The 18,583-nt window shown below is 71.1% G+C and carries 15 protein-coding genes and 1 pseudogene; 15 read left to right on the top strand and 1 reads right to left on the bottom strand.

The features are described from left to right. The first annotated feature begins 250 nt into the window (after positions 1-250). From OG379_RS09725 to OG379_RS09655, 15 genes and pseudogenes are all read left to right on the top strand, one after another. Positions 251-907 carry a GntR family transcriptional regulator gene (locus OG379_RS09725; RefSeq protein WP_393755280.1) on the top strand — a complete coding sequence of 219 codons (657 nt, stop codon included), beginning with the start codon at positions 251-253 and terminating at the stop codon, positions 905-907. A gap of 50 nt (positions 908-957) precedes the next feature. Next, the gene (locus tag OG379_RS09720; protein ID WP_405668461.1) at positions 958-1,860 is read left to right on the top strand and encodes a dihydrodipicolinate synthase family protein; all 903 of its coding nucleotides are present in this window, start codon (positions 958-960) and stop codon (positions 1,858-1,860) included. Continuing rightward, a complete protein-coding gene (araD, locus tag OG379_RS09715) occupies positions 1,857-3,596 on the top strand; it encodes an L-arabinonate dehydratase (RefSeq protein ID WP_405661233.1) in 1,740 nt (579 codons plus the stop codon). The genes OG379_RS09720 and araD overlap by 4 nt, the downstream gene beginning before the upstream one ends. 122 nt (positions 3,597-3,718) lie before the next feature. Then, positions 3,719-4,657 carry a carbohydrate ABC transporter permease gene (locus tag OG379_RS09710; RefSeq protein WP_104789979.1) on the top strand — a complete coding sequence of 313 codons (939 nt, stop codon included), beginning with the start codon at positions 3,719-3,721 and terminating at the stop codon, positions 4,655-4,657. Then, entirely contained in the window at positions 4,654-5,571 is a 918-nt protein-coding gene (locus tag OG379_RS09705) for a carbohydrate ABC transporter permease (protein ID WP_393755275.1), read from the top strand. Before OG379_RS09710 ends, OG379_RS09705 begins: the two co-directional genes overlap by 4 nt. A 5-nt stretch (positions 5,572-5,576) precedes the next feature. Beyond that, positions 5,577-6,944, top strand: a complete 1,368-nt coding sequence (locus OG379_RS09700) for a polysaccharide lyase family 1 protein (protein ID WP_405661229.1) — start codon at positions 5,577-5,579, stop codon at positions 6,942-6,944. After that, positions 6,941-8,113 (top strand): Gfo/Idh/MocA family protein, encoded by a 1,173-nt coding sequence (locus OG379_RS09695; protein WP_405661226.1) that lies wholly within the window; start codon positions 6,941-6,943, stop codon positions 8,111-8,113. Before OG379_RS09700 ends, OG379_RS09695 begins: the two co-directional genes overlap by 4 nt. Then, a complete protein-coding gene (locus tag OG379_RS09690; RefSeq protein ID WP_405661223.1) occupies positions 8,110-8,934 on the top strand; it encodes a PmoA family protein in 825 nt (274 codons plus the stop codon). The genes OG379_RS09695 and OG379_RS09690 overlap by 4 nt, the downstream gene beginning before the upstream one ends. After that, positions 8,931-10,493: a glycoside hydrolase 43 family protein gene (locus tag OG379_RS09685; RefSeq protein ID WP_405661221.1), complete on the top strand. Its 1,563-nt coding sequence runs from the start codon at positions 8,931-8,933 to the stop codon at positions 10,491-10,493. The genes OG379_RS09690 and OG379_RS09685 overlap by 4 nt, the downstream gene beginning before the upstream one ends. Positions 10,494-10,518: 25 nt before the next feature. Then, positions 10,519-11,559, top strand: a pseudogene (locus tag OG379_RS09680) (polysaccharide lyase family 1 protein); the annotation flags it as partial. Between the two features lie 68 nt (positions 11,560-11,627). Beyond that, positions 11,628-12,962 (top strand): ABC transporter substrate-binding protein, encoded by a 1,335-nt coding sequence (locus OG379_RS09675; protein WP_393755265.1) that lies wholly within the window; start codon positions 11,628-11,630, stop codon positions 12,960-12,962. A gap of 130 nt (positions 12,963-13,092) precedes the next feature. Next, positions 13,093-13,920: a rhamnogalacturonan acetylesterase gene (locus OG379_RS09670; RefSeq protein ID WP_405661217.1), complete on the top strand. Its 828-nt coding sequence runs from the start codon at positions 13,093-13,095 to the stop codon at positions 13,918-13,920. Positions 13,921-13,979: 59 nt separating this feature from the next. Beyond that, positions 13,980-15,308 carry a polysaccharide lyase family 1 protein gene (locus OG379_RS09665; protein WP_405661215.1) on the top strand — a complete coding sequence of 443 codons (1,329 nt, stop codon included), beginning with the start codon at positions 13,980-13,982 and terminating at the stop codon, positions 15,306-15,308. A gap of 94 nt (positions 15,309-15,402) precedes the next feature. Beyond that, on the top strand, positions 15,403-16,506 hold the full coding sequence (locus OG379_RS09660) for a pectinesterase family protein (protein ID WP_405661213.1): 1,104 nt from the start codon (positions 15,403-15,405) through the stop codon (positions 16,504-16,506). Continuing rightward, positions 16,503-17,654 (top strand): dienelactone hydrolase family protein, encoded by a 1,152-nt coding sequence (locus OG379_RS09655; RefSeq protein WP_405661211.1) that lies wholly within the window; start codon positions 16,503-16,505, stop codon positions 17,652-17,654. Before OG379_RS09660 ends, OG379_RS09655 begins: the two co-directional genes overlap by 4 nt. Here OG379_RS09655 and OG379_RS09650 read toward each other — a convergent pair. Then, on the bottom strand, positions 17,614-18,483 hold the full coding sequence (locus OG379_RS09650) for a hypothetical protein (protein WP_405661209.1): 870 nt from the start codon (positions 18,481-18,483) through the stop codon (positions 17,614-17,616). The two genes, OG379_RS09655 and OG379_RS09650, sit on opposite strands and share 41 nt — an antisense overlap. Positions 18,484-18,583: the final 100 nt, after the last annotated feature.

Genomic DNA, 18,583 nt, shown 5'->3' with positions numbered 1-18,583 from the left:
GAGCGTTCCACCCTCGAGAAGACCCAGGTCCCCGGCGTGCGGCCGGGGACCTGAGTCATGTCCGCCCGGGGGTGCGAGGGCCGGCCCGGAGGTGCGGATCCCACGTCCGCGGAGGGTGCGGATCCCACGTTCGCGGAACTTCTTTTGCCAGAAGCGTTGACGAAACATTCCCACCGCTCTAGCTTCATCGCGTCGTACTTCGTACGTCATATATGAGACGCGATACGCGAGATGTGAGAGCTCTTCACCCATGACCTTTGCGCCTGCCCCGATTCCCTCCAGGACCCAGTACGTGCTGGAGGCGATCAAGCACGCGATCCTCACCGCGCAGCTGAAGCCAGGGCAAGCGCTCGTGGAGACCGAACTCGCCGCGCAGTTCGGGGTGTCGAAGACGCCCGTACGCGAGGCGCTGAAGACGCTCGCCGGCACCGGGCTGGTGGTCATGAGCCAGTACAAGGGTGCCACCGTGCGGCTCGTCGACGCGGCCATGGCCCGGGAGGTGTACGACGTACGCCTGCTCCTGGAGCCGGAGGCGCTGCGCCGCTCCATGACCCGCAAGGCCTCGCTCGAAGCGGCCCAGGAGGCCCTGGAGCGTGCCGACTCGGCGATCGACAAGGCGGACAGGTCGCTCGCCAACCGGGACTTCCACCGGGCCCTCTACCTGCCCTGCGGGAACCCGCTGCTCGCCCGGATGCTCGACGAGATCCGCGACCAGGCAGCGCTCGTGTCGACCGTGGCCTGGTCGGCGAACCCGTCCTGGGAGCGCGAGGCGGCCGAGCACCGGGAGATCCTGCGGCTCGCCCTCGCCGACGACGCGACGGCCGCCGTAGGGGCCCTGCACGACCACATCGCATCCTTCGTACGCCGTGCCTTCCCCGACGACGAAGACGGGGGTGACACAGCGTGAACCACCAGCTGGACGTGTATCACCAGCACCTCGACGAAAGGCCAGTCCGCATGGACCTCTCCCCGCTGAAGGCGGCCCTCGCTGACGTTGTGGCGATCCCGGTGACCCCGTTCGCCGAGGACGGGAGCATCGACGTCCCGGCGCACCGCGCACTGCTGCGACGGCTGCTCGACGGCGGCGTCCGCATCGTCACCCCGAACGGCAACACCGGTGAGTTCTACGCACTCACCCCCGACGAGCGGCGCACCGTCACCGAGCTGACCATCGAGGAGGCCGGCGGCCGTGCCACCGTCCTGGTGGGGGTCGGCCACGACGTGCCGACCGCGGTGGCCGCCGCCGAGCACGCCAGGGACGCCGGGGCCGAGATGGTGATGGTGCATCAGCCGGTGCACCCCTACATCTCGCAGGAGGGCTGGATCGACTACCACCGGGCCATCGCCGAGGCCGTACCCGGGCTCGGGGTCGTCCCGTACATCCGCAACCCGCTGCTCGACGGCGAGCGCCTCGCCGAGCTCGCGGACAGCTGCCCCAACGTCATCGGCGTGAAGTACGCCGTCCCGGACGCCGCCCGCTTCGGCGCGTTCGCCCGGGACGCCGGCCTGGAGCGGTTCGTATGGGTCGCCGGGCTCGCCGAGCTCTACGCCCCCTCCTACTTCGCGACCGGCGCCAGCGGCTTCACCTCCGGACTCGTCAACGTCGCCCCCGGTGTCTCGCTCGCCATGCTGGAGGCGCTGCGGGCGGGCGACTACCTCGCGGCGATGAAGGTGTGGGAGCAGATCCGCCGCTTCGAGGACCTGCGCGCCGACCGGCAGTCCGCCAACAACGTGACGGTCGTCAAGGAGGCCCTGGCCTCGCTCGGGCTCTGCCGCCGCGACGTACGCGCACCGAGCCGGGCACTGCCCGAGGAGCAGCGCGCCGAGGTCGCCGGTCTGGTCGCCGGGTGGTCGATATGACGGACAACGGCACGGGCCGCATCGCCCCCGAGGAGCTGCGCAGCCACCAGTGGTGGGGCACGGACGGCCTCCGCTCGTTCAGCCACCGCGCCCGCACCAGGCAGCTCGGCTACCTCCCCGAGGAGCACCTGGGCAAGCCGGTCATCGCGATCCTCAACACCTGGTCGGACATCAACCCCTGCCACGTCCATCTGCGCGACCGCGCGCAGGCGGTCAAGCGGGGCGTCTGGCAGGCGGGCGGCTTCCCGCTCGAATTCCCGGTGTCCACGCTCTCGGAGACCTTCCAGAAGCCGACCCCGATGCTCTACCGCAACATGCTGGCGATGGAGACGGAGGAGCTGCTGCGCTCCTACCCCGTCGACGGCGCGGTGCTGCTGGGCGGCTGCGACAAGTCCACCCCCGCGCTGCTGATGGGCGCCGCGTCCGTCGACCTGCCGACGGTCTTCGTGCCCGCCGGGCCGATGCTGCCGGGGCACTGGCGCAACGAGGTCCTGGGCTCCGGCACGGACATGTGGAAGTACTGGGACGACAAGCGGGCCGGCCTGATCGGCGACTGCGAGATGGCCGAGCTGGAGAACGGGCTCGCCCGCTCGCCCGGTCACTGCATGACGATGGGCACCGCCTCGACCCTGACGGCGGCCGCCGAGGCGCTGGGCGTCACCGTGCCGGGTGCCTCCTCCATCCCGGCCGTGGACTCCGGTCACGACCGGATGGCGGCGCAGTCCGGGATCCGGATCGTCGAACTGGTGTGGCAGCAGCTGAAGCTGTCGCAGCTCCTCACGGCGGACGCCTACGAGGACGCGGTCGCCACCGTCCTCGCCCTCGGCGGCTCCACCAACGCCGTCATCCACCTGATCGCCATGGCGGGCCGCTCCGGGGTGAAGCTCACCCTGGACGACTTCGACCGCATCGCCCGCACCGTGCCCGTCCTCGCCAACCTCCGCCCCGGCGGGAAGTACCTGATGGAGGACTTCCACTTCGCCGGAGGGCTGCCCGGGTTCCTGGCTCGGCTCACCGACGTGCTCCACCTGGACCGGCCCACCGTCGCGCACACCACGATGCGCGAACAGCTCGACGGGGCGCTCGTCCACGACGCCGACGTCATCAGGGAGCGGGACAACCCCCTGGCGGAGGAGGGCGGTGTCGCGGTCCTGCGCGGCAACCTCTGCCCCGACGGCGCGGTCATCAAGCACATCGCCGCCGAGCCGCACCTGCTGCGCCACACCGGTCCCGCGGTCGTCTTCGACGACTACAAGGAGATGCAGCGCACCATCAACGACCCGGCTCTGGCCCTCACCCCCGACCATGTGCTGGTGCTCCGCAACGCCGGCCCCAAGGGCGGCCCCGGCATGCCCGAGTACGGCATGCTGCCGATCCCGGACTACCTGCTGAAGCAGGGCGTACGCGACATGGTGCGGATCTCCGACGCCCGGATGAGCGGCACCAGTTACGGGGCCTGCGTCCTGCACGTCGCGCCCGAGTCCTTCGTCGGCGGACCGCTCGCCCTGGTCCGCACCGGTGACAGCATCACGCTGGACGTCGAGGCGCGGCTGCTCCACCTCGACGTGACCGACGAGGAGCTGGAACTCCGCAGGTCCGGGTGGACCGAACCGCCCGCCCGTTACGGGCGCGGATACGGCGCGCTCTACCAGGACCAGATCACCCAGGCCGACACCGGATGCGACTTCGCATTCCTGGCACGGCAGGGAGAAGTGCCCGACCCGTACGCGGGCTGAACCGGGCGAAGAGAATTCCGCGCACCGACCCGTCCGGGATGCCGAACGGCAAACGGTAAGCGCTTGCACCGTGCACCGAAAGAACGGCACATCCAGCACTTTCCAGAGATCGGAGACGCGTCATGGCCCAATCCGCAGCCGTGGCCACACCGCCCCCCAAGGGGAAGGCGTCCAAGCGCCGCTCGGCCACACCCCGCCGTTTGCCGTATCTGCTGATCGCACCCGCGGGCCTGCTGATGCTGGGCTTCATCGCCTATCCGGTGGTCAGCGTCTTCTACTACAGCCTGCAGAACTACAACGTCACCAAGCCGTGGCGGAACGGTTTCGCCGGCTTCGACAACTTCACCAAGATCTTCACCGAGGACGAGCAGTTCTGGCCGACGCTCGGCTTCAGCGCCCAGTGGGTCTTCACGCAGGTGACCCTGCAGCTCGCACTCGGTCTCGCCCTCGCGCTGATCGTCAACCAGACCTTCATCGGCCGCGGCATATCCCGCGCCATGGTCTTCTCGCCCTGGGCCGTCTCCGGCGTGCTGACCAGCACCATCTGGATCCTGCTCTACAACTCCTCGACCGGCTTCAGCCGCTACCTCGCGGACGCCGGGATCGGTGAGTACGGCACATCGGTCCTCTCCGACACCGGGACCGTCTTCTGGGCGGCGACCATCTCCGAACTCTGGCGCGGGGTCCCCTTCTTCGCCATCCTCATCCTCGCCGACCTGCAGTCCGTCTCCAAGGAGCTGTACGAGGCGGCGTCGGTGGACGGCGCGGGCCGGCTGCGGCAGTTCTTCCACATCACGCTCCCGCACCTGCGCGACGCGATCATCCTGGCCACCCTGCTGCGCGGGGTCTGGGAGTTCAACAACGTCGACCTGCTCTACACCCTCACCGGCGGCGGACCGGCGGGCGAGACCACCACCTTGCCCCTCTACGTCGCCAACACAGGCATCGAGGGCCACGACTTCGGATACGCCTCCGCGCTCACCACCGTCGCCTTCGTGATCCTCCTCTTCTGCTCGATCGTCTATCTGCGCCTGAGCAAGTTCGGAGGCGACAACAAGTGACTGCCGCACTCGTGGAGAAGAACGACGCCCGCACGCCGGGACTGTCCGGGGGCAACGACCTCCCGCCGCCCTCCTCGCACCGCCGCACCAAGCGTGAGCGGGCCTTCGACGACGTACCGCGCTGGCAGATCTACGTGCCGCTCGGGATCTATCTGCTCTTCACCCTCATCCCGTTCTACTGGATGTTCCTCTTCGCCGTACGGCCCGCCGGCTCCACCTCGCTGGTGCCCTGGCCGATGACGGGGGACCACTTCTCCAAGGTCTGGAACGAGCGCAGCTTCGCCCTCTTCTTCCAGAACAGCATGATCGTCGGCGTCGCGACGCTGATCGCCACGACCCTGGTCGCGCTGGCCGGCGGCTACGCCCTGGCCCGGTTCGACTTCAAGATCAAGGGCGCCTTCATGCTGGCGCTGCTCTGCTCGCAGTTCATCCCGGGCGCCCTGATGCTCGTGCCGCTCTTCGAGATCTTCAAGAACCTCCAGATGATCAACTCCCTGGGGAGTGTCGTCATCGCGGAGACCGTCTTCCAGCTCCCCCTCTCGATCATCCTGATCAGCGGCTTCATCAAGAACGTGCCGGTCTCCCTCGAGGAGGCGGCCTGGGTGGACGGCTGCTCGCGCTTCAAGGCCTTCTGCGCCGTCGTCCTGCCGCTGCTGCGCCCCGGACTGATCGCGGTCGGCTCGTTCGCCTTCGTCCACAGCTGGAACCACTTCCTGTTCGCCCTGATGTTCCTCAGCGAGCAGGACAAGCAGACGATCCCGGTCGGTCTCAACACCCTCATCGGCGCCGACAGCGTCGACCTGGGGGCGCTGGCCGCGGGCGGTGTCATCGCCGCCGTGCCCGTGGTGATCGTCTTCGCCTTCATCCAGAAGTGGCTCATCACCGGCTTCAGCGCCGGCGCCGTGAAGGGATGACGTACATGACCTGGAAGCTCCGCCCCCGTACGGCGCGCCGCGCCGGTGCCGCGCTCGCCCTCCTGCTGGGCAGCACGGTCCTCCAGCCGGGCGCCCAGGCGGCCACCGCGTCGCCGGACACGGCGCCGGAGACCGCCGCGACGGCTCCCGGCCGGGATCTCGGCCGGGAGGTGCTCGCCGACGACGACGGCTGGGCCGCGGAAGGCACGGGAACGACCGGAGGCTCCGCCGCCGACGAGGACCACGTCCTCACCGTGCGCAACCGGGCCCAGCTCGTCGCGGCGCTCGACGGCGGCAGCTCCGTCCCCAAGATCATCCGGGTGGCCGGCACGATCGACGCCAACACCGACGACCGGGGACGGCGGCTGGACTGCGCCGACTACGCCACCGACGGTTACGCCCTCGACGCCTACCTGGCCGCCTACGACCCCCGTACCTGGGGCGGCGCCAAGCCCTCCGGCCCGCAGGAGGACGCCCGCAAGGCGTCCGCCGCCCGCCAGGCCGAGCGCGTCGAGCTGCCGGTCGGCTCGAACACCACGATCGTCGGGATCGGTGCGGGCGCCGTACTCAAGGGCGCGAGCCTCCAGGTCCAGGACGCCGACAACGTCATCATCCGCAACCTCGAACTCCGTGACGCCTACGACTGCTTCCCGGCCTGGCAGCCCAACACCGGCGGCCTCGGCGACTGGAAGACCGCGTACGACACGCTGTGGCTGCGCGGCGCCACCCACGTCTGGGTCGACCACGTCACCGCGAGCGACAAGGGCCACCCCGACGACCGGGAGCCCACCTACTTCGGGCGCAACTACCTGCGCCACGACGGGCTCCTCGACATCACCAACGGCTCCGACCTCGTCACCGTCTCCTGGAGCCGGTTCGCCGACCACGACAAGGCGATGCTCATCGGCAACGGCGACGGGGTGACCACCGACCGGGGCAAGCTCCGCGTCACCCTGCACCACAACGAGTTCCACTCCGTCGTGCAGCGCGCCCCCCGGGTCCGCTTCGGCCAGGTCCACCTCTACAACAACCGCTACGTCATCCCCGAGGACGCCGACCACCGCTACTCCCTCGGCATCTCCACCGAGTCCCGGATCGTCGCCGAGAACAACGCGTTCGAGACCCCGGGCCACGTCGAGGTCGCCGACCTGCTGAAGAGCTGGAACGGCAGTGCCCTCACCGAGCGCGGCACCGTGTTCAACGGCTTCCCGGTCGACCTGGTCTCCATCTACAACGCCTACAACTCCGGCAGCGAGACCGATCTCGCCACCGACACCGGCTGGACACCCACCCTGCACGGTCCCGTCGACAGCGCCGAAGACGCCGCCGCCGACGTGGCCCGCGAGGCCGGAGCGGGGAGGGCCGCCCGATGAGTGCGACCACACCCCTCCCCGTCGTCCTGGCCGGAGCCCGCGGCCACGGCCGCTGGCACCTCGCCAACATCCGCAGGCTCCAGCACCAGGGCCTGGTCAGACTGGCCGGCGTCTGCGAACTGAACCCGCTGAGCGACGCCGAACTCGACATGTTCGCCGACGAGATGCCGGAGCAGTCCGCCGACTTCGGGTCCCTCCTGGACTCCACCGGCGCGCGCGCCGCGGTCGTCTGCACCCCCATCCCGACCCACACCGCACTGGCCCTGACCGCGGCGGCCCGGGGCGTCCACCTCCTCCTGGAGAAGCCGCCCGCCGCCACCTGGGACGACTACGCCCGCATGGCCGACGGGGTACGGGAGGCGGGCATCGCCTGCCAGATCGGCTTCCAGTCCTTCGGCTCGCACGCCGTGACGGCCATCAAGGACCTCGTACGCACCGGGGCCGTCGGCACCGTGCGGGGCATCGGCGCCGCCGGCGCCTGGGTCCGCGACGACGCCTACTTCCGGCGCGCGCCCTGGGCCGGGCGCCGCCGGCTGGGCGGGACCGACGTGGTCGACGGGGTGCTCACCAACCCGCTGGCCCACGCCGTCGCCACCGCGCTCGAACTCGCCGGCCGGGGAACGGCCGAGGACGTCGCGTCCATCGAGACCGAGCTCTTCCGGGCCCACGACATCGAGTCCGACGACACCAGCTGCGTCCGGGTCACCACCACCGACGGGCTGCCGGTGACCGTCGCGGTCACCCTCTGCGCGGAGGAGGCCGGCGAACCCTATGTGATCGTCCACGGCGACCGCGGCCGCATCACCTTCTGGTACAAGCAGGACCGGGTCCTCGTCCAGCGCGCCGGACACGGCCCGGAGGAGACCGTGCACGGACGGACCGACCTCCTGGAGAACCTCGTCGACCACCTGGAGCACGGCACCGCGCTCCTCGTACCGCCGGAGCGCACCGGCGCGTTCATGCGGGTCCTCGACGCCGTGCGCACCGCCCCCGAGCCCACCGCGCTGCCCGCCACCGCCTGGGACACCCGGCCCGCCGACACGGGCGACGGCGTACGGCGCATCGTGCGCGGCATCGACGGCACCGTCGCCGCCGCCGCCGACACCCTCACCCTCTTCTCCGAACTAGGCGCCTCCTGGGCGCGACCCAGCGAGGTGAGCACCTCATGACCACCGCACTCCTCAGCTGCGCCGGACGCCCCGTCGGCCGCTACACCTACGGGCACGGGACCGACAGCCGTCCCTATCTGCACCCCGTCACCACGCTCGCCGGCACCCCCGTCACCGAGGAGCGTCCGGCCGACCACATCCACCACCTCGGCGCGTCCGTCGCGGTGCCCGACGTCGCCGGACACAACTTCTGGGGCGGCCGCACCTTCGTCCGCGACCAGGGCCCCACCGAGCTCGACAACCACGGGACGCAGCGCCACCTCGGCTGGAAGCTGCGCGACCCGGACGGCTTCGTGGAGGAGCTCAGCTGGGAGGCCGACGGCGCCGAGCTGCTGCGCGAGCACCGCACGGTCGCCGTCGCCGAGATCTCCGACACCGCCTGGGCGCTGGACTTCTCCTTCTCCCTCTCCAACCGCGGCTCCACCGACCTCTCCATCGGCAGCCCCGCCACCAACGGCCGCCCCGGCGCCGGTTACGGCGGCTTCTTCTGGCGCGCCCCCAAGGAGGCCGCGCCGCCCGCCGTCTTCACCGGAACGCTCGACGGCGAGGAAGCCGTGCACGGCAGGGCCGCCGACTGGCTGGCCCTCGCCGGGGACGGCTGGACGCTGGTCTTCGCCGGCGCCACCGACGAGACCCGGCGCGACCCGTGGTTCGTGCGGACCACCGAATACCCGGGGGTCGGCTCCTCCCTCGCCGCCGACCGCCGGCTTCCCGTCCCCGCCGGGGACACCGTCGTGCGCCGGGTCGTCACCGTCGTCGCCGACGGACGCCTCGACCGGGACGCCGCGGCCGCCCACGTCCGTAAGGCGGTCTCCGCATGACGATGCCCTGGACCGCCGACCTCGGGGACGGCACCTACCGCAACCCGGTCCTGAACGCCGACTGGTCCGACCCGGACGTCGTACGCGTCGGCGACGACTACTACCTCACCGCGTCCAGCTTCGGCCGCGTCCCCGGACTGCCCCTGCTGCACTCCCGCGACCTCGTCAACTGGACCCTGGTCGGCCACGCCCTCGACCGGCTCGGACCGGACGCCGACTTCGCCGTGCCCCGCCACGACTGCGGGGTGTGGGCGCCCTCGCTGCGCCACCACGCGGGACGCTTCTGGATCTTCTGGGGCGACCCCGACCACGGCATCCAGCAGATCAACGCCGAGGACATCCGCGGCCCCTGGAGCGCCCCGCACCTCGTCAAGTCCGGCAAGGGCCTGATCGACGCGTGCCCCCTGTGGGACGAGGAGACCGGCGAGGCCTACCTGGTGCACGCCTGGGCGAAGTCCCGCTCCGGCATCAAGAACCGCCTCACCGGCCACCGGATGAGCCCCGACGGCCGGGAGCTGCTCGACGAGGGCACGACCCTCGTCGACGCCGACACCGTCCCGGGGTGGTTCACCCTGGAGGGCCCCAAGCTCTACCGGCACGACGGCTGGTTCTGGATCTTCGCCCCGGCCGGGGGAGTGGAGACCGGCTGGCAGGGCGCCTTCCGCTCGCGGACGTTCGACGGGCCCTACGAGGAGCGGGTCGTCCTCGCGCAGGGCACCACCGACGTCAACGGGCCGCACCAGGGCGGGTGGGTGAGGACCGCCGCCGGTGAGGACTGGTTCCTGCACTTCCAGCACCGCGGGGCGTACGGCCGTGTGGTGCACCTCCAGCCGATGCGCTGGGAGGACGGCTGGCCGGTCATCGGCGACGAGGGCGAACCCGTCCTCGTGCACCGCCGCCCGAAGGCCCCGGAGCAGCCCGTCGAAGCGCCGGCCTCCAGCGACGACTTCCCCGGCGGCCGCTACGGGCGTCAGTGGCAGTGGACGGCCAACCCGAGGCCCGGCTGGACGGTCGGGCACGGCGGCGACGGCCTGCGCCTCAGCTGCGTACGGACCGCGTACGCCCATGATCTGCGCGCCCTGCCCAACGTCCTGGTGCAGCGGCTGCCGGCCGAGGAGTTCACCGTCGAGACCGGCATCACGCTGGACTCCGACGAACCCGGGGCCAAGGCCGGGCTCGCCGTGCTCGGGGACGCCTTCTCGTGGATCGGCCTGGAGGCGGGAGCCGACGGGACGGCGCGGCTCGTGCACCGGTACGCCGAAACCGTCGCCGAGCACGAGCGGGACGCGGAACACCCGCGCCCCGCGCCCGGGGCAGCCGTCCGCGTCCGTATCGAGGTCACCCGGGGCGCCCGCTGCCGCTTCTACGCCGACACCGGCGACGGGGCCGGCTTCCAGGCGTCCGGCCAGGTCTTCGCGGCCGCCCCCTGGCGTTGGGTGGGAGCGCTCCTAGGGCTCTTCGCCACCGCGCCGGCCGGGACAGGGCCGTCCGGAACAGCAGGCTTCACCGCATTCCGCACCACCGCGCACCGCACCACCGCGAGACCTCGCACCACCTGACCCCGCACCGCTGTAGGGAGCCGCAATGACGCACCTCCGTACCGAGCGCACCAGAGCGAGAACGCTGTTCACCGCCATCGCCCTCGCCGCCTCCCTTCTCCTGCCCACCGCCCCGGGCGCGGCGTCGGCCGCCACCGGGTCACAGCCCGCGGCGCACCACGGCGGCGCCACACCGCACGGCTTCGCCTCGCTGGCGGGCGGCACCACAGGGGGCCGGGGCGGTGAGGTGGTCACCGTCACCGACCAGGCGGGACTGGAGAGGTACGCCGGTGCCGAGGAGCCCTACGTCATCCGGGTGGCCGGCTCCATCGCCGTCGCACCCTTCGGCGCGGACATCGACGTCACGTCCGACAAGACCATCGTCGGGGTGGGCGACACGGGCGAGATCGTCCACGGCGAACTCCACCTGAACCCGGGCACCAGCAACGTCATCATCCGTAACCTCACCATCCGCGACTCCTACGTCGAGGGTGACTGGGACGGGAAGACCACCGACTTCGACGCGATCCAGATGGACACCGCCGACCACGTCTGGATCGACCACAACCGGCTGACGCACATGGGCGACGGGCTGCTCGACATCCGCAAGGACAGCCAGTACATCACCGTGTCGTACAACCACTTCGACAACCACAACAAGGCGCTCGGCATCGGCTGGACCGAGAACGTCACCACGCAGATCACGATCGACCACAACTGGTTCAGCGGCACGAAGCAGCGCAACCCGTCCGCCGACAACTGCGCCTACGCCCACCTCTACAACAACTACCTCTCCGCGCAGGTCGCGGACGGGGACCCGCTGTGGACGTACGGCAACTGGGCGCGCGGCGCCACGAAGATGGTCATCGAGAACAGCTACTACCGGGACGTCCAGCACCCCTACCAGGCCGATGCCACGGCCGAGCTGGTCCAGCGCGGATCGATCCTGAGGAACACCACGGGCCGCACCGACGCCTGGGGCGCCGCCTTCGAACCGAGTGACTTCTACCCGTACACGCTGGACCGCGCCGCCGACGTGCCGAGGCTCGTGACCCGGAACGCGGGTCCGCAGGAGCACATCGGCACCGCGCCGCACCGCACACACCACTGACCTCCCCCCACGTACGCGTACAGATCCGAGAGAGAAGAGCCGACATGAACATCTCGAAGACGCTCCGGGGGCGTACCGCGACCGCGGTGTCCCTCACCGCGGTCCTGGCACTCGCGGCCACCGGCTGTGGCGACGACGGCAGCAGCTCGGGCACGGAGGGCAGCGGGAAGGGCGAGATCACCTTCTGGGACAACAACGGTGGTCCGCGCACCGCCATCTGGACCGAGATCATCAAGGACTTCGAGAAGAAGAACCCGGACATCAAGGTCAAGTACGTCCCGATCCCGATCGCCGACGTCCAGTCCAAGTACGACACGGCCATCGCGGGCGGCGGCCTGCCGGACGTGGGCGGCGTCGGCACCGCGTACCTCGCCAACATCGTGTCCCAGGAGGCCCTGGAGCCGATCAGCGACCGGCTGGAGAAGTCGGAGCTGAAGGGCAAGCTCGTCGAGAACATGGTCGAGAGCGTCAGAGCCGCGGCCGGCCGGGGCGACGACATGTACACCGTGCCGACCTCCGCGAACAACGGCGCGCTCTGGTACCGCACCGACCTGTTCGAGGCGGCGAAGCTGGAGGCGCCCACCACCTGGCCCAAGTTCTACGAGGCCGCCGACAAGCTCACCGACGCGAAGAACAACAAGTTCGGCTACACCATCCGCGGCGGTGCGGGATCCATCGCGCAGGCCCTGGACGCGATCTACGGCCAGACCGGCATCACGGAGTTCTGGGACGGCGACAAGACCACCCTGAACGACCCGAAGAACGTCGCGGCGCTGGAGAAGTACGCCGCCCTCTTCAAGAAGACGACGCCGGCCGCCGACGTCAACAACGACTTCACCAAGATGGTCGCCCAGTGGGACACCGGCACCATCGGGATGCTCAGCCACAACCTCGGCTCCTACCAGGACCACCTGAAGGCGCTGGGCGAGGACAAGTTCGCCGGCATACCCGCCCCCATCGGGGAGGGCGGCACGCGCGTCCAGGTCTCCAACCCCGTCGACGGACTCGGCCTCTTCCGGTCCAGCAAGAACAAGAACGCGGCCTGGAAGTTCATCGAGTTCGCGGCCTCGCACGAGTCCAACAGCAAGTGGAACGAGTCCGCGGGCGCCATCCCGGCCAACACCGAAGCGGCCAAGGACCCGTGGATCAACGAGACCGAGCCCACCGCACTCGCCGCGAAGGCCCTCACCGACGGTTCCACCAAGATCGTCGACCTGCCGTACTACCTGCCCGACTGGAACAACATCAGCAAGGCGGACAACGAGCCGGAGTTCCAGAAGCTGCTCCTCGGCAAGGTCACGGCCAAGGACTTCCTGGACAAGATGGCCGAAGAGCTGAACACCGCCCAGAAGGAGTGGAAGGAACTGGGCAACGGCTGATCCCGGCCGTCCCACCCCAGCCCCACCCCCATTGACCGGGGGGCCGGCGGCGGTCCGGGTCGCACCCCGCCGCCGGCCCCTCTTCCTGCGCACCACCACACGTTCGTCCTCCGAGAGAGGCAGTCAACCTGTGTCACTCACCCGCAGACGGACGGCAGCCGCGCTCCTCGCGCTGCCTCTCGCCCTCTCCGCCACTCCCGCGTTCGCGCACGGCGGTGGCGGCGGCCGGCCCCGGCCCCGGACACTCCACATCGCGGGCGACTCCACGGCGGCCCAGAAGTACGCGGACGCCGCACCCGAGACCGGCTGGGGCATGGCCCTGCCCTTCTTCCTCGGCCGGTCGCTCGCCGTCGCCAACCACGCGGTGAACGGCCGGAGTTCCAAGAGCTTCATCGACGAGGGCCGTCTCACCGCCCTCCTGGACGGCGTCCGCCCTGGCGACATCGTCCTCGTCCAGTTCGGGCACAACGACGAGAAGACCGAGGACCCCGCCCGCGGCACCGACCCGTACACCACCTACCAGGAATACCTGCGCCAGTACGTCAAGGGCGCCCGCGCCCGGCGCGCGGAACCCGTGCTGCTCACCCCGGTCGAGCGCCGCCGGTTCGCCGAGGACGGCACCGCGAAGCCCACCCACGGGGAGTACCCCGCCGCGATGCGCGCCCTGGCGTCCGAGGAGGACGTGCCCCTGCTCGACATCCAGGCGCTCTCCCTCGCCCGCTGGCAGGAACTCGGCCCCGACGGGACCGAGGCGTACTTCAACTGGCTGGAACCCGGCGAGTCGCCGAACTACCCCGACGGCAAGCAGGACAACACCCACTTCCGGCCCGACGGCGCGGTCGAGGTGGCCAGGACGACCGCCCGTGCCCTGCTTGACCGGCGCGTGCTCGACCGGCGCGACCTGCGCCGCCTCGGCGAGCCGGTGCCCGGGACGTGGATCACCTGGCCCCAGGCCTGATCCCCGCTCCCCGCACTCCTCCTCATCTCCATTCCCCGTACGACAGTTAGGGATCCGCCATGCCCGCACGCATGAGACATGTCCGCGCCATTGCCGTGGTGATGGGCTGTGCCTCGCTCGCCCTCGCCGTGAGCCTCCCCGCCCAGGCCTCCTCCCACCACGGCAAGGGGACCGAGCGCGCCGTACTTCCCTCGGGCGACGGCTGGGCCGCGGCCGAGGGCTCCACCACGGGGGGCGCGAAGGCCACCCCCGAGCACATCTACACCGTGAGCAACCGGGCCGAGCTCATCGCCGCCTTCGAGGACGCCGGGGACGCGCCGAAGATCGTCAGGATCGCCGGCACCGTCCACGGCAACTCCGACGCCGCCGGCACCCCCATCGGCTGCGAGGCCTACCAGCAGGGCGGCTACACCCTGGAGAAGTACCTCGCGGCCTACGACCCGGCCGTCTGGGGCACCGACGAGGTCCCGTCGGGCCCGCTGGAGGACGCCCGGGTCGCGTCCGCGAAGCTGCAGGCGGCCGCGGTCAACGTGAACGTCCCGTCCAACACCACGCTCGTGGGCGTCGGCAAGGACGCCACGATCATCGGCGCCAGCCTCCAGGTGAAGAACGTCTCCAACGTCATCGTCCGCAACATCTCGTTCGAGGACACCTACGACTGCTTCCCCCAGTGGGACCCCACCGACGGTGACCAGGGCGCCTGGAACTCCGAGTACGACAACCTCGTCGTCTACGGCTCCAGCCACGTCTGGGTCGACCACAACACCTTCAGCGACGGCGACCGCCCCGACGCCGACCAGCCCCACTACTTCGGGCAGGTGTACCAGCAGCACGACGGCCTCTTCGACATCGTGCGCGGTGCCGACCTCGTCACCGTGTCGTGGAACGTCCTCAAGGACCACGACAAGACCATGCTCATCGGCAACAGCGACGGCGCCGGTGCGAGCGACCGGGGCAAGCTCCGCGTGACGCTGCACCACAACCTCTTCAAGGACGTGAAGGAGCGCGCCCCCCGCGTCCGCTTCGGCCAGGTCGACTCCTACAACAACTACTTCGCCGCCACCAAGGGCGCCGCGTACGGCTACACGTACGGCATCGGCGCCGAGTCCCACCTCGTCGCGGAGCACAACGCCTTCACCGTGCCCGCCGGCTTCGACAAGGCGACCATCCTCAAGAAGTGGTCCGAGTCCTCCCTCACGGCCGGGAACAACTACGTCAACGGGCGGAAGACCGACCTGATCGCCGTGCACAACGCGGGCGTTCCCGCCGAGCAGCTCACCGAGGGAGCCGGCTGGACCCCGACGCTGCGCACGAAGGTCGACCACCCCCTCGTCGTCCCCCTGCTGGTGGGGCTCAAGGCGGGCGCCGGCAAGACGTCGGCCCGCTGACCCCACCCCTTGACCGGCCGGAGCGGCACCGCACCCTTCCACCACCCCGGAAGGCGCCGCTCCGGCCCGCCCCCTCTTCGCAAGGAGTACCGCCATGCCCAGCAGACGCAGTGCGCTGACCCTGTTCGCGGGTGCGGGCGCAGCCCTCGCCCTCGGTACACCCGCCGCGCAGGCCCGGCCCGCGCACCCGCGCCCCTTCGGCCGCTACGGCTCGCCGTCCCGCCGGCTCGACGCACGGACGCTCTACGTCGACCCGCGCGGCAGGGGCGACCACACCGACGTGCAGGCCGCCGTCGACGCCGCGTCCGGCACCGGCCGCACCGTGGTGCTCGCGCCCGGCACCTACCGCTCCACGGTCCTCGTCCCCGCCGACCGGGCGGAACTCACGCTGATCGGCGCGAGCGGCGACCCCCGTGACACCGTCATCGTGTACGACAACGCCGCCGGGACGCCCAAGCCCGACGGATCCGGCACCTACGGCACGAGCGGATCGGCCACCGTCACCGTCCAGGCCGCCGGTTTCACCGCCCGCGACGTGACCTTCGCCAACGACTGGCTGCGCTCCGACAACCCGGAGTACACCGGCACCCAGGCCGTCGCGATCAAGGTGCAGGGCGACCGCTCCGCGTTCTACGGCTGCCGTTTCCTCGGCCACCAGGACACCCTGTACGCCGACTCCCTCGCCCTCACCGCCTTCGCCCGGCAGTACTACCGCGACTGCTACGTGGAGGGAGACGTCGACTTCGTCTTCGGCCGCGCCACCGCCGTCTACGACCGCTGCCACTTCCGCACCCTGACCCGCACCGACCTGGCCTCGGCCCCGTACGGCTTCGTCTTCGCCCCCAGCACCGCGGGAGCCAACCCGCGCGGCTACCTGGTCCTGCGCTCCCGGATCACCAGCACCGCCCCCGACGCCTACTACAAGCTGGCCCGCCCCTGGGTGCCCTCCTCGGACCTCACCGCGCACCCGATGCTGACCGTCCGCGACAGCCACCTCGGCGCGGGCATCGACGCGGTCACGCCGTACGGCACGATGTCCTCGGGCTTCCCCTGGCAGGACCAGCGCTTCGCCGAGTACCGCAACACCGGCCCCGGCGCGCGCATCACGGACCCGGGCAACCGTCCGCAGCTGAGCGCTTCCGAGGCCCGGGCGCACACCGCGGCCGCATACCTGGGCGACTGGCGCCCCCACGCGTGAACCTGGGGATCACCCGAGGAGTTCTTCCCGCCTTCTACGAGCGGCTGAGGGACGAACTCACCTTCCCGCTCTCCTGGGAGAGGTCCGCGGGCCGTGACTTCCCGGCCTGGCGCGCCGAGGCGCGCGCCGTGGTCGCGGAGTCGCTGATGCAGCCCGCGGCTCCCGGCCCCGAGCCCTTCGACCCGGTGACCGTCGAAGCGTCCGACGCCGGCCCGTACACCGCGCGCACCGTGGAGTTCGCACTCAGCCGTTACGGGCGGGCGCGCGGCTCCCTGCTGATGCCGCACGGGGCGGGGCCCTTCCCCGCGGTGCTGGTCCTCCACGACCACGGGGCCGAGTTCACGATCGGCCGCGAGAAGACCGTGCGGCCCCGGTCGGATCCGGACCGCCTCGCGCGCGCCACCGCGTGGGCGGACCGGAACTACGGCGGCAGGTTCGTCGGCGACGAGCTGGCCGCCCGCGGCTACGCCGTGCTCGGCGTGGACACCCTGGGCTGGGGCGACCGGGGGCCGCTCGCCTACGAGGACCAGCAGGCCCTGGCCGCCAACCTCCTTCAGCTGGGCACCTCGCCGGCCGGCCTCGCCGCCCACGAGGACATCCGTGCCGCGGCCTTCCTCGCCTCACTGCCAGAGGTGGACGAGACGCGCGTCGGGGCGCTGGGCTTCTCCATGGGCGCCTACCGCGCCTGGCAGCTGTCCGCCCTCTCCGACGGCGTCAGGGCGGCGGCGGCCGTCTGCTGGATGACAGGGCTCAAGGAGATGATGGTTCCGGGCGACAACACGCTGCGGGGCCAGTCCGCCTACTTCATGCTCCACCCCGGGCTGCACCGCAGCCTCGACATCCCGGACGTGGCCTCCCTCGCCGCCCCCAAGCCCGCACTGTTCCTCGCAGGCGGCCGGGACCACCTCTTCACGGCGGCCGGGGTGGAAACGGCGTACGCGAAGCTGCGTGCGGTCTGGGAGTCGCAGGGGGCGGGCGACCGGCTGACCACCACTGTCCGGCCGGACACCGGCCACGCCTTCACGGCCGGGATGCAGGACGAGGTGTTCGCCTGGCTTGACGGATGGCTGGGAGCTCCGGTCCGGGAGTCCGCGCCGGGGCCGGCTGCTACGTCCGGTGCCGGGGGCGGCCTGCCGCCTTCTTCGTGACCGTCTTCGCCGCGGACGGCTTCTTCGCCGCGGCCTTCCTGGCCGGCGGCTTCCCGGCTGCCGTCTTCTCGGCCGCGGCCTTCCTGCTCCGGCTCGCCTTCTTGGCGGGAGCCGCGCGGCGGGGCCTGTCCGGCTCGGCCGAGTCCTCAGGAGGCCTGCGCCTGCGGCGGGCGGCCGGGCGGCCGGATTCCTTCTCCGCCTTCTCCTCCTGCTCGCCGCCGAGCACCTCCTCGCCGGCTTCGTCGACCGCGTCCGCGGCGCCGCGGCCCACGTCCTCGACTGCGGAGCCCGCGGCGTCGCCGACGCCTTCCACCGCCGTGCCCGTGCCCGCACCGACGGACTCGACCGCGGTCCCCGCTCCCCGGCCGACCTCGCTCACCGCCGCGCCGGCGCCCTCGCCCAGCTCCCCTGCGGCCCTGCCGGTGCCGGCCCCGACGTCCTCGACCGCCGCACCCACCCCGCGGGTCAGCTGCTCCAGGATCTGGGGGTTGCGGTCGACCGTGGCCAGCAGCCGGGTGACGATGGCGGCGATGTGGTGGAGCCGCACCTTGAGCTGTGCCTGGACATCCACGCCCTCGATACCCAGCTGGACCCGCCCGAGCCGCACGTCCGCCCCGACGTTCAGCTTCAGGAGGTCGAGCACCTCGGCCTGCAGGGAGACGTGTGCCTCGAGGTCGTCGACCTCCAGGTCCAGTTTGTCCACATGGAGCGCCGGGACGTCCAGGAAGACATCTGACGGCCCGACATCAGGGCCGCCGTCGTCCTCCGGGACCACGATCTCGGCGTCGGGGTCCCGGCCCTTACGGCCGGTGCTGTCGGAGCTGGGCATGCGCGCACATCCTCGGTAGGTTCCCCGAGCAGGATCCTCACGTCCAAGTGTCGACCGGGCGAAACCATGACGCAATCGCCGGTGCCGTGCGCGCCGGCCG

This window comes from Streptomyces sp. NBC_01166 (assembly GCF_045039765.1).
GTDB lineage: Bacteria > Actinomycetota > Actinomycetes > Streptomycetales > Streptomycetaceae > Streptomyces.
The sequence above is the reverse complement of the archived record's forward strand: the minus strand, read 5'-3'. Positions and strand labels throughout refer to the sequence as shown.

What these genes read in the sequence shown, in the direction of transcription:
- OG379_RS09725 (WP_393755280.1), top strand. Translation starts at nt 251, where the DNA reads ATGACCTTTGCGCCTGCCCCGATTCCCTCCAGGACCCAGTACGTGCTG.
- OG379_RS09720 (WP_405668461.1), top strand. Translation starts at nt 958, where the DNA reads ATGGACCTCTCCCCGCTGAAGGCGGCCCTCGCTGACGTTGTGGCGATC.
- araD (WP_405661233.1), top strand. Translation starts at nt 1,857, where the DNA reads ATGACGGACAACGGCACGGGCCGCATCGCCCCCGAGGAGCTGCGCAGC.
- OG379_RS09710 (WP_104789979.1), top strand. Translation starts at nt 3,719, where the DNA reads ATGGCCCAATCCGCAGCCGTGGCCACACCGCCCCCCAAGGGGAAGGCG.
- OG379_RS09700 (WP_405661229.1), top strand. Translation starts at nt 5,577, where the DNA reads ATGACCTGGAAGCTCCGCCCCCGTACGGCGCGCCGCGCCGGTGCCGCG.
- OG379_RS09695 (WP_405661226.1), top strand. Translation starts at nt 6,941, where the DNA reads ATGAGTGCGACCACACCCCTCCCCGTCGTCCTGGCCGGAGCCCGCGGC.
- OG379_RS09690 (WP_405661223.1), top strand. Translation starts at nt 8,110, where the DNA reads ATGACCACCGCACTCCTCAGCTGCGCCGGACGCCCCGTCGGCCGCTAC.
- OG379_RS09685 (WP_405661221.1), top strand. Translation starts at nt 8,931, where the DNA reads ATGACGATGCCCTGGACCGCCGACCTCGGGGACGGCACCTACCGCAAC.
- OG379_RS09675 (WP_393755265.1), top strand. Translation starts at nt 11,628, where the DNA reads ATGAACATCTCGAAGACGCTCCGGGGGCGTACCGCGACCGCGGTGTCC.
- OG379_RS09665 (WP_405661215.1), top strand. Translation starts at nt 13,980, where the DNA reads ATGCCCGCACGCATGAGACATGTCCGCGCCATTGCCGTGGTGATGGGC.
- OG379_RS09660 (WP_405661213.1), top strand. Translation starts at nt 15,403, where the DNA reads ATGCCCAGCAGACGCAGTGCGCTGACCCTGTTCGCGGGTGCGGGCGCA.
- OG379_RS09650 (WP_405661209.1), bottom strand. Translation starts at nt 18,483, where the DNA reads ATGCCCAGCTCCGACAGCACCGGCCGTAAGGGCCGGGACCCCGACGCC.